The organism is Micromonospora sp., from assembly GCF_048594385.1.
Classification (GTDB): domain Bacteria; phylum Actinomycetota; class Actinomycetes; order Mycobacteriales; family Micromonosporaceae; genus Micromonospora; species Micromonospora wenchangensis.
In genome coordinates, this window is record NZ_JBMDWU010000090.1 from 1 (window position 1) to 9000 (window position 9000).

Annotated in this window: 8 protein-coding genes; 5 read left to right on the plus strand and 3 right to left on the minus strand. The window is 72.3% G+C overall.

Translation table 11 applies throughout. The features are described 5' to 3' along the window. Nucleotides 1-157: 157 nt before the first annotated feature. Nucleotides 158-1336, minus strand: coding sequence for a transaldolase (tal, locus tag ACOJTC_RS04090; protein ID WP_420115808.1), 1179 nt, complete (start codon nucleotides 1334-1336; stop codon nucleotides 158-160). A gap of 16 nt (nucleotides 1337-1352) precedes the next feature. Then, nucleotides 1353-3482, minus strand: coding sequence for a transketolase (gene tkt, locus ACOJTC_RS04095; RefSeq protein ID WP_420115809.1), 2130 nt, complete (start codon nucleotides 3480-3482; stop codon nucleotides 1353-1355). 264 nt (nucleotides 3483-3746) lie between these two features. Between tkt and ACOJTC_RS04100 the strand changes: the two genes are divergently transcribed. The 3 genes from ACOJTC_RS04100 to ACOJTC_RS04110 all read left to right on the plus strand — a co-directional run bounded on the left by ACOJTC_RS04100 (nucleotide 3747) and on the right by ACOJTC_RS04110 (nucleotide 6294). Then, nucleotides 3747-4706, plus strand: coding sequence for a heme o synthase (locus ACOJTC_RS04100; RefSeq protein WP_420115810.1), 960 nt, complete (start codon nucleotides 3747-3749; stop codon nucleotides 4704-4706). Nucleotides 4707-5038: 332 nt separating this feature from the next. Then, on the plus strand, nucleotides 5039-5371 hold the full coding sequence (locus tag ACOJTC_RS04105; protein ID WP_204926093.1) for a hypothetical protein: 333 nt from the start codon (nucleotides 5039-5041) through the stop codon (nucleotides 5369-5371). Beyond that, the gene (locus tag ACOJTC_RS04110; protein ID WP_420115812.1) at nucleotides 5371-6294 is read left to right on the plus strand and encodes an ATP-grasp domain-containing protein; all 924 of its coding nucleotides are present in this window, start codon (nucleotides 5371-5373) and stop codon (nucleotides 6292-6294) included. Before ACOJTC_RS04105 ends, ACOJTC_RS04110 begins: the two co-directional genes overlap by 1 nt. A gap of 57 nt (nucleotides 6295-6351) precedes the next feature. Here ACOJTC_RS04110 and ACOJTC_RS04115 read toward each other — a convergent pair whose 3' ends face one another. Then, nucleotides 6352-7317 (minus strand): COX15/CtaA family protein, encoded by a 966-nt coding sequence (locus tag ACOJTC_RS04115; RefSeq protein WP_377686344.1) that lies wholly within the window; start codon nucleotides 7315-7317, stop codon nucleotides 6352-6354. Nucleotides 7318-7495: 178 nt separating this feature from the next. On the opposite strand from ACOJTC_RS04115, the gene ACOJTC_RS04120 reads away from it, so the two are divergent. Both ACOJTC_RS04120 and sufB read left to right on the plus strand, forming a co-directional pair. Then, the gene (locus ACOJTC_RS04120; RefSeq protein WP_420115813.1) at nucleotides 7496-8236 is read left to right on the plus strand and encodes a helix-turn-helix transcriptional regulator; all 741 of its coding nucleotides are present in this window, start codon (nucleotides 7496-7498) and stop codon (nucleotides 8234-8236) included. Continuing rightward, nucleotides 8233-9000: Fe-S cluster assembly protein SufB (sufB, locus tag ACOJTC_RS04125; protein ID WP_420115811.1), on the plus strand; the 768-nt coding region annotated here is incomplete at its 3' end. The genes ACOJTC_RS04120 and sufB, both read left to right, overlap by 4 nt.

Here is a 9000-nt window from a genome sequence, read left to right on the forward strand (position 1 = left end):
CGCGGTCGATGCGACCGCGTCCGCCCCGTGCACCGCGAGACCGGCGGCGGCATCGGCCGGGCCGGTCAACAGGTCAATCACCCGCGACACCCCGTCGGGGCGCCGGCGGCGTGGGGCGTCGCGGGGACCGGCCCCGCGACGCGTCCGACGCCGTTGGTCACGCGTTCCCGCCGGCCCGCTGGGCCGCCTCGGCGTTGCCCTTCGCGGCCTCGTTCGGGGCGCCGGCGCCCTGCGCCGCGGCGGCCAGCGACGTGCGGACGCCGTCGAGCAGTTCGCTCCAGCTCGCCTCGAACTTCTCCACGCCCTCCCGTTCCAGGGTGGCGATCACGTCGTCCACGTCGATGCCGACGGCGGCCAGGTCGGCGAAGACCTGCCGGGCCGCGTCGTACGCGCCGGTGATGGTGTCGCCCCGGGTCTCCCCGTGCTCGGCGTACGCCGTCACGACCGACTCCGGCATGGTGTTGACGGTGCCCGGCGCGATCAGCTCCTCGACGTAGATCACGTCGCGGTAGTCCGGGTTCTTGGTCGAGGTCGACGCCCACAGCGGGCGCTGCGGGTGCGCGCCGGCGTCGGCCAGGGCCTGCCACCGGTCGGAGGAGAAGACCTCGGTGTAGCGCTCGTAGGCGAGCTGGGCGTTGGCCACGGCGGCCTTTCCGCGCAGCGCCTTGGCCTCCTCGGAGCCGATCTTGTCCAGCCGCTTGTCGATCTCGGAGTCGACCCGGGAGACGAAGAACGAGGCCACCGAGCCGATGGTGGACAGGTCGTGGCCGTTGGCCTTCGCCTGCTCCAGGCCGGCGAGGAACGCCTCCATCACCGCCGAGTAGCGGTCCAGCCCGAAGATCAGCGTCACGTTGACGCTGATCCCCTCGGCCAGGGTCGCGGTGATCGCCGCCAGCCCCTCCTCGGTCGCCGGGATCTTGATGTACAGGTTCGGCCGGTCCACCAGCCACCACAGCGCCTTGGCCTCGGCGACCGTCTTGTCGCTGTCGTGGGCGACCCGGGGGTCGACCTCGATGGAGACCCGGCCGTCGACACCGGCGCTGCCGTCGTACGACGGGCGCATCACGTCGCACGCCCAGCGCACGTCGTAGGTGGTGAGCATCCGGACGGCCTCTTCGACCTCGATGCCCCGGGTGGCGAGGTCCTTGAGCTGCCAGTTGTACTCGTCGGCGTCGCTGAGCGCCTTGGCGAAGATGGTCGGGTTGGTGGTCACCCCGGCCACGTGCTGCTCGCGGCGGAGCTTGTCCAGCCCGCCGGAGCTCAGTCGTACCCGGGAAAGGTCGTCGAGCCAGACCGCCACTCCGGCGGCGGTGAGGTCACCCAGTCTGTCCGTCATGTCGTCCACGCTCCCCTCAGTTGCCGGTCGTGAAACCGGTGATGTCGCCCACCCGGGTCAGCGCCGCGTGCGCGGCGGCGACGATCCGGTCGGGGGTGAAGCCGAACTGCTCGAACAGCACGGTGTGCGGGGCGCTGGCCCCGTAGTGCTCCAGGCTGACGCTCTCGCCCAGGTCACCGACGATGCCCCGCCAGGACATCCCGATCCCGGCCTCGACGCTCACCCGGGCCTGCACCCCGCGCGGCAGTACCGACTCGCGGTACGCCTCGTCCTGCTCGTAGAACCACTCCTGGCAGGGCATCGAGACGACCCGGGTGGGGGTGCCGTCGGCCTCCAGCCGCTCCCGGGCGGTGAGGCAGAGCTGCACCTCGGAACCGGTGCCCACGATGATCACCTGCGGCTTGCCGTTCGACGCCTCGGCCAGCACGTAGCCGCCCTTGGCGGTGCCCTCGGCGCCGGCGTACTGCTCGCGGTCCAGGGTCGGCAACGCCTGCCGGCTCAGCGCCAGCGCGGTCGGCCGGTCGGTGTGCTCCAGGGCCTGCCGCCACGCCCAGGCGGTCTCGTTGGCGTCGGCGGGCCGGACCACGTCCAGGCCGGGGATGGCGCGCAGCGCGGTCAGGTGCTCCACCGGCTGGTGGGTCGGGCCGTCCTCGCCGAGACCGATCGAGTCGTGCGTCCAGACGTACGTCACCGGCAGCTTCATCAGGGCGGCGAGCCGCACCGAGGGGCGCATGTAGTCGCTGAACACCAGGAAGGTGCCGCCGTACGGGCGGGTACCGCCGTGCAGGGCGATGCCGTTGAGGATCGCGCCCATCGCGTGCTCACGGATGCCGAAGTGCAGCGTGCGGCCGTACTCGTGGCCGGGGAAGTCCTTGGTGGCGTGGGCGGCCGGGATGAACGACGGCTCGCCCTTCATGGTGGTGTTGTTGCTCTCGGCCAGGTCGGCCGAGCCGCCCCACAGCTCCGGCAGCACCGGGGCGAGGGCCTCCAGCACCTTGCCGGAGGCGGCCCGGGTGGCCACGCCCTTGGCGTCGGCGGGGAAGGTCGGCAGCGCGTCCGTCCAGCCCTGCGGCAGCACCCGGCCGGCGATCCGGTCGTAGAGCGCCCTGCGCTCCGGGTTGGCCTGCGCCCAGCCGTCGAACTCGCCGGTCCACGCCTGCTCGGCCTCGGTGCCCCGGTTGAGCACCCCACGGGCGTGCGCGAGCACCTCCTCGTCGACCTGGAAGCTCTGCTGCGGGTCGAAGCCGAGGATCTCCTTGGTGGCCTTCACCTCGTCGCCGCCGAGCGCCGAACCGTGGATCTTGCCGGTGTTCTTCTTGTTGGGCGCGGGCCAGCCGATGATGGTGCGCAGCGCGATGAACGAGGGGCGGCCGGTCTCGGCCTTCGCCGCCAGCAGCGCCTGGTACAGCGCCTCGACGTCCTCGTGGTAGTCGCCCTGGTCGGCGTCGCCGGCCCGCCAGTCGACGGTCTGCACGTGCCAGCCGTACGCCGCGTAGCGGGCCGCCACGTCCTCGCTCTTGGCGATGCGGGTGTCGTCCTCGATGGAGATCTCGTTGTCGTCGTAGATCAGGGTGAGGTTGCCCAGCTGCTGGTGCCCGGCCAGCGCGCTCGCCTCGTGGCTGATGCCCTCCTCGATGTCGCCGTCGGAGGCGATGCACCAGATCTGGTGGTCGAAGACCGACGTCCCCGGCTCGCTCTCCGGGTCGAACAGGCCCCGCTCGCGGCGGGCGGCCATCGCCATGCCCACCGCGTTGCCCAGGCCCTGCCCGAGCGGGCCGGTGGTGGTCTCCACCCCGGGGGTGTGGCCGTGCTCCGGGTGGCCCGGGGTGAGCGAGCCCCACTGCCGCAGCGACTTCAGGTCGTCCAGGCTCAGCGGGTAGCCGGCGAGGAAGAGCTGGATGTAGAGCGTGAGGCTGGAGTGCCCGGCAGACAGCACGAACCGGTCCCGGCCGGGCCAGTTCGGGTCGGCCGGATTGTGCCGCATCACCCGGTTGAACAGCAGGTACGCCGCGGGCGCGAGGCTCATCGCGGTGCCGGGGTGGCCGTTGCCGGATTTCTCCACGGCATCCATGGCCAGGACGCGGACGGTGTCGACGGCCCGGCGGTCGAGGTCGGTCCAGTTGAGTGCGGGTCGGTTGGCAGCCACTATGGTTGTGCTCCTCGGCAGATGGGCGGAACCCTCACTGGTGACCCTATCGAGCGGGTCTAAACGTCCGCCCGGGGATCTCAGCAGGCAGTTACGTACGGGCGGGCCGGATCGTTCGGTCACCCGTCAGGTGTGACGGCCCGCACCGTTGTCGGGTCGCCCGGGCAGCGAAAACGACGACGCGTAGTGTGTGGTGCGGTGTGTGGACCCCGACGGGGTCCCGCCGAACCGACTTCCCCTGCCGACGCCGGAAGGTGGCAATCCGTGAGCATGATCACCGAGCGCCCCGTCAGCAACTCTGCCGGGCAGCCGCCGGTGCGCACGGTGGGCGGGCGGCCGACGGCCCGTCGGCGGGCCGTCCGGGCGGTGGTGTCGGCGTACGTGACGCTCACCAAGCCGCGCATCGTGGAGCTGCTGCTGGTGACCACGGTGCCGGCGATGATGCTCGCCGACGGCGGCCTGCCGTCGCTGTGGCTGATGGCGGTGGTGCTGGTCGGCGGCTCGCTGGCCGCGGGTGCGGCGAGCGTGATCAACTGCTACATCGACCGGGACATCGACCAGTTGATGCGGCGCACCAAGCGGCGTCCGCTGCCGACGCACACCGTGTCGCCGCGCAGCGCCCTGGTCTTCGGGCTGGTGCTGGCGGCGGTGTCGCTCGCGCTGATGGCGACGTTCACCAACCTGCTGGCCACCGCGCTGACGCTGGCCGCGATCGTCTACTACGACCTGGTCTACACGCTCTGGCTCAAGCGCACCACGACGGCGAACACCTTCTGGGGTGGGGCCTGCGGGGCGGCGCCGGTGCTGATCGGCTGGGCGGCGGTGACCGGGTCGCTGGCCCCGGCTGCCTGGGTGCTGTTCGCGGTGGTCTTCTTCTGGCAGATGCCGCACTTCTACCCGTTGGCGATGAAATACAAGGACGACTATGCCCGCGCCGGCATCCCGATGCTGCCGGTGGTGGCCTCGCCCCGGCGGGTCAACGCCGAGATCCTGATCTTCGCCTGGCTGACGGTGGCGACCTCGCTGGCGCTGTGGCCGCTGGGTATGAGCGCGGTCTACGGGGTGCCGACCGCCGTGGTGGGCGCCGTCTTCCTGGTCGAGGCGCACAGGCTCTGCCGGCGGGTGACCCGGGGTGAGCCGGTCAGGCCGATGCGGCTGTTCCACTGGTCGACGACCTACCTGACCATCGTGTTCGTCGCGGTGGCCCTCGACGCCCTGATCTGACCCGGCGTCCCGGTCGCCGCCCGCCGCGTCGACCGGCGCGGCCCGTCGGGCCGGGTGTGGTCGTCGCGTGGGGGAGCGTCGTGGGCGGTCCGGACGATCCGACCCGCCGGACGGGTCCGGAATCCTGCCCGGATGGTGGGATTTTCGGTGGGCGCGGCAAGCCGCCGCAAGCTGGACACATCGGGGCAATGTCGCTGGCGCTTTTTGCCCGCACTTATCCGACACGGTCGGACAATCCGCCCGCGCTTTCCGATAAACCCTCGGGTAATTGGTATCACAAATAGTTCATGATTCTCGCGCGTCGGGGTGGAAGTCTGCTTAGGCTTCGCGTCATGGCAGAAGGTTCCGATACGACGCTGACGGCCGAGCAGACCGCCGGAGCGGCCCCCACCGGGCTGGTCGCGGGCATCAGGTCCTTCGCCGCCGCCCACGGCGGCGCGAAGGCGGTCATCGAGTACGTCGGCAAGCGTGGTGCCCGGATCGTCCTGGTCGGCACCGACGGTGCGTGGGGCGACCAGTTCGCCGAGGACACCGTCACCGCCCGGGAGGCGTGCTCCCAGGCGGGAGTCGCCGTCGAGAACGCCTGGGAGCGCGAGCTGATGGACCAGATGCGGCCGAGCAACGACCTGTGGCGGTCGATGGCCCGGCGCACCATGTCCCGTTGATCTACGACCCGACCCACCACCAGTCGACCCGGGGGGAACCCCGGGTCGCTCTCGTCACCTGCTCCCGTTTCGCCGACCTCTACCCCGACGACCGGCTCGTGCTCGCCCCGCTTTCGGCCCGGGGCGTCACCGTCGAGGCGGCCGTCTGGGACGACCCCCGGGTCGACTGGGCCGGCTACGACCTGGTGGTGCTCCGCTCGCCCTGGGACTACGCCCCGCGCCGCGACGAGTTCGTCGCCTGGGCCGGCACGGTGCCCACCCTGGTCAACCCCGTCGACGTGGTGCGGTGGAACACCGACAAGCGCTACCTCGGCGAGCTCGCCGCCGCCGGGGTGCCCACCGTGCCGACCTCCTGGGTCGCGCCGGGCGACGACTGGGTCCCGCCGTCGACCCCCGGCTGGTACGTGGTGAAGCCGACGGTCAGCGCCGGCAGCCTCGACACCGGCCGGTACGACCCCGCCGACCCGACCCACCGGGACCTGGCCGTGGCGCACGTGCGCCGGCTGACGGCCGCCGGCCGGACCGCCATGGTCCAGCCGTACCTGGACGCGGTGGACACCGCCGGGGAGACCGCCCTGCTCTTCGTGGCCGGCCCGGACGGCCTGACGTTCAGCCACGCCATCCGCAAGGGTGCCATGCTCGACGGCCCCGACCTGGGCGTCGAGGGCCTGTACCGGCCGGAGCGGATCGACCCGCGCACCCCCACCGGGGAGCAGTTGGCCGTCGCCGACCGGGTGCTGGCCGAGGTCCCCGGCGGGTCGCAGCGGCTGCTCTACGCCCGGGTGGACCTGATCCCCGGGCCGGACGGCGCACCCGTGCTGATCGAGCTGGAGCTGACCGAGCCGTCGCTGTTCCTCGGCCACGCCGACGGCGCCGCCGAGCGGCTCGCCGACGCGGTGCTGGTCCACCTCGCCCGCCGCTGACCCGGCCCGGCCGGTCGCGCCGCCTCGGGGCCGGCGCGCGGCCGAGCCCGGTGACGCTCAGACGGTCGCCGGCACCCGCTGCTGCTCGGCCGGCGGCGTCGCCGGGTCGGCGGCGACCGGCCGGCGCTCCCGGGTCGACCAGAGCACCGCCAGGGTGGCCAGCAGCACCAGGCAGGAGCCGAGCATGTGCGCGGCGACCAGCACGCCCGGCAGGTGGGTGAAGTACTGCACGAAACCGATCAGGCCCTGCCCCAGCTCCACCGCCACCAGCACGAGCGCGGCGCGGGCCGGGCCGGTCGCGCCGACCGCCCGAAACGCCAGGACCAGCGCGACGGAGAGGCCGATCAGCAGGAACACCCCGTCGGCGTGCACCTGGGAGATCGTCTCCGGGTCCAGCCCGTTGCGGGCGGCCCCGTGGTCGCCGGCGTGCGGGCCGCTGCCCGTCACCCAGGTCCCGACCACCAGCACCGCGACGCTGACGGCGGTGGTGAGCCGGGCGAGGGTACGCAGCGGCCCGGGCACCACCGGCACCACCGGCCCGTCCGGGTCGACGATCCGCCGCCAGAGGGCGTACGCGGCGGCGATGACCGCCATCGAGGCGAGGAAGTGCAGCCCGACCACCCACGGGTTCAGGTTGGTCAGCACGGTGATCCCGCCGATCACGGCCTGCGCGGGGATGCCGAGGAACACCGCCACCGAAAGCCCCGTCAGCCCGGCGCGTCGGGGCCGGTGGGCCAGTACGGCCAGCAGGGTGGCCAGCGCGATCGCCCCGACGGCGAAGGTGAGCAGCCGGTTGCCGAACTCGATCACCCCGTGCACGCCCATCTCGGCCGTGGTGGTGTACGACGCGTCGGTGCACCGGGGCCAGGTCGGGCAGCCGAGCCCCGACGCGGTGAGCCGGACCGCCCCGCCGGTCACCACGATGGCCACGTTGGCGACGATCGAGGCGTACGCGAGGCGGCGCAGCAGGGTGGTCGAGACCGGGAACCGGACGGATCGCTTCACGGAGCGAATCCTACGCACCGTAGTTGATCCCGATCGGGTGACTCCGCCGGCCCGGTGGGCCGGATCACCGGGGTCGGGTTTGCGGCCCCCCGGCGAATTACGTAACGTTGGCGTTGTGAAAAACGCGGCGGCGCTCTCCGGGCACCCGCCGACGGCCGCCCCGGCCGTCGGCGTCGGCGCGCGGTCCCGCCGTGCCGTGCGGCGCGGACCCGACGCACCGCACCGCGGCGCGCCGGACCCGACGCCGGCCGCCGCCGACCTGTCCACCCGTGACCGGGTGACCCGGCTCCTGCTGGAGCAGGGGGCGGCCACCGCCGGCCAGCTCGGCTCGGCACTCGGTCTCAGCCCGGCCGCGATCCGCCGGCACCTCGACGCGATGCTCGCCGACGGCGACGTGGTCGCCCGGGAGCAGACCGTGCGGGGCAGCCGGGGGCGGGGCAGACCGGCGAGGGTCTTCCTGCTCACCGACGCGGCCCGGGGGCGCTGCGGCACCCACCACTACGACAACATGGCCACCGCCGCGCTGCGCTGGATCGCCCGCAACGGCGGCCCGGACGCGGTCGAGGCGTTCGCCGCCGACCAGGTCGCCGCGCTGGAGGCCCGCTGCCGGGCCGCCATGGAGGACGCCGGCGACGATCCGTTGGCCCGGTCCGAGGCACTTGCCGGTGCGCTCACCGCCGAGGGCTACGCTGCCAACGCGTCCACGATCGCCTCGGGCGGGCAGCTCTGCCAGCACCACTGCCCGGTGGCGCACGTGGCCGCCGAGTTCCCCCAGCTGTGCGAGGCCGAGACGGCGGTCATCTCCCGTCTGGTCGGCACCCACGTGCAGCGTCTGGCCACCATCGCGCATGGCGACGGGGTGTGCACCACGCACATTCCGACCCAGCCGCGCGCCCAGTCCGGTAACACCGTCACCACTGTGAGGACAGATAGATGACCGAGCAGATCGTCCAGCCCCTGACCCAGGAAGAGCAGCTCGCCGCGCTCGGTCGCTACGAGTACGGCTGGGCCGACCCCGACGTCGCCGGGGCGGCCGCCCAGCGCGGTCTCAACGAGGCGGTGGTGCGGGACATCTCGGCCAAGAAGAACGAGCCGGCCTGGATGCTCGACCTGCGGCTCAAGGGTCTGCGGCTGTTCGGCCGTAAGCCGATGCCGTCCTGGGGCGCCGACCTCACCGGGATCGACTTCGACAACATCAAGTACTTCGTGCGCTCCACCGAGAAGCAGGCCACCAGCTGGGAGGACCTGCCGGAGGACATCAAGAACACCTACGACCGGCTGGGCATCCCGGAGGCCGAGAAGCAGCGGCTGGTCGCCGGCGTCGCGGCCCAGTACGAGTCCGAGGTGGTCTACCACAAGATCCGCGAGGACCTGGAGGAGCAGGGTGTCCTCTTCCTGGACACCGACACCGCCCTCAAGGAGCACGAGGAGGTCTTCAAGGAGTACTTCGGCACGGTGATCCCGGTCGGCGACAACAAGTTCGCCGCGCTGAACACCTCCGTGTGGTCCGGCGGCTCGTTCATCTACGTGCCGAAGGGCGTGCACGTGGAGATCCCGCTCCAGGCGTACTTCCGGATCAACACCGAGAACATGGGCCAGTTCGAGCGGACGCTGATCATCGTCGACGAGGGCGCGTACGTGCACTACGTCGAGGGCTGCACCGCGCCGCTCTACTCCTCCGACTCGCTGCACAGCGCGGTC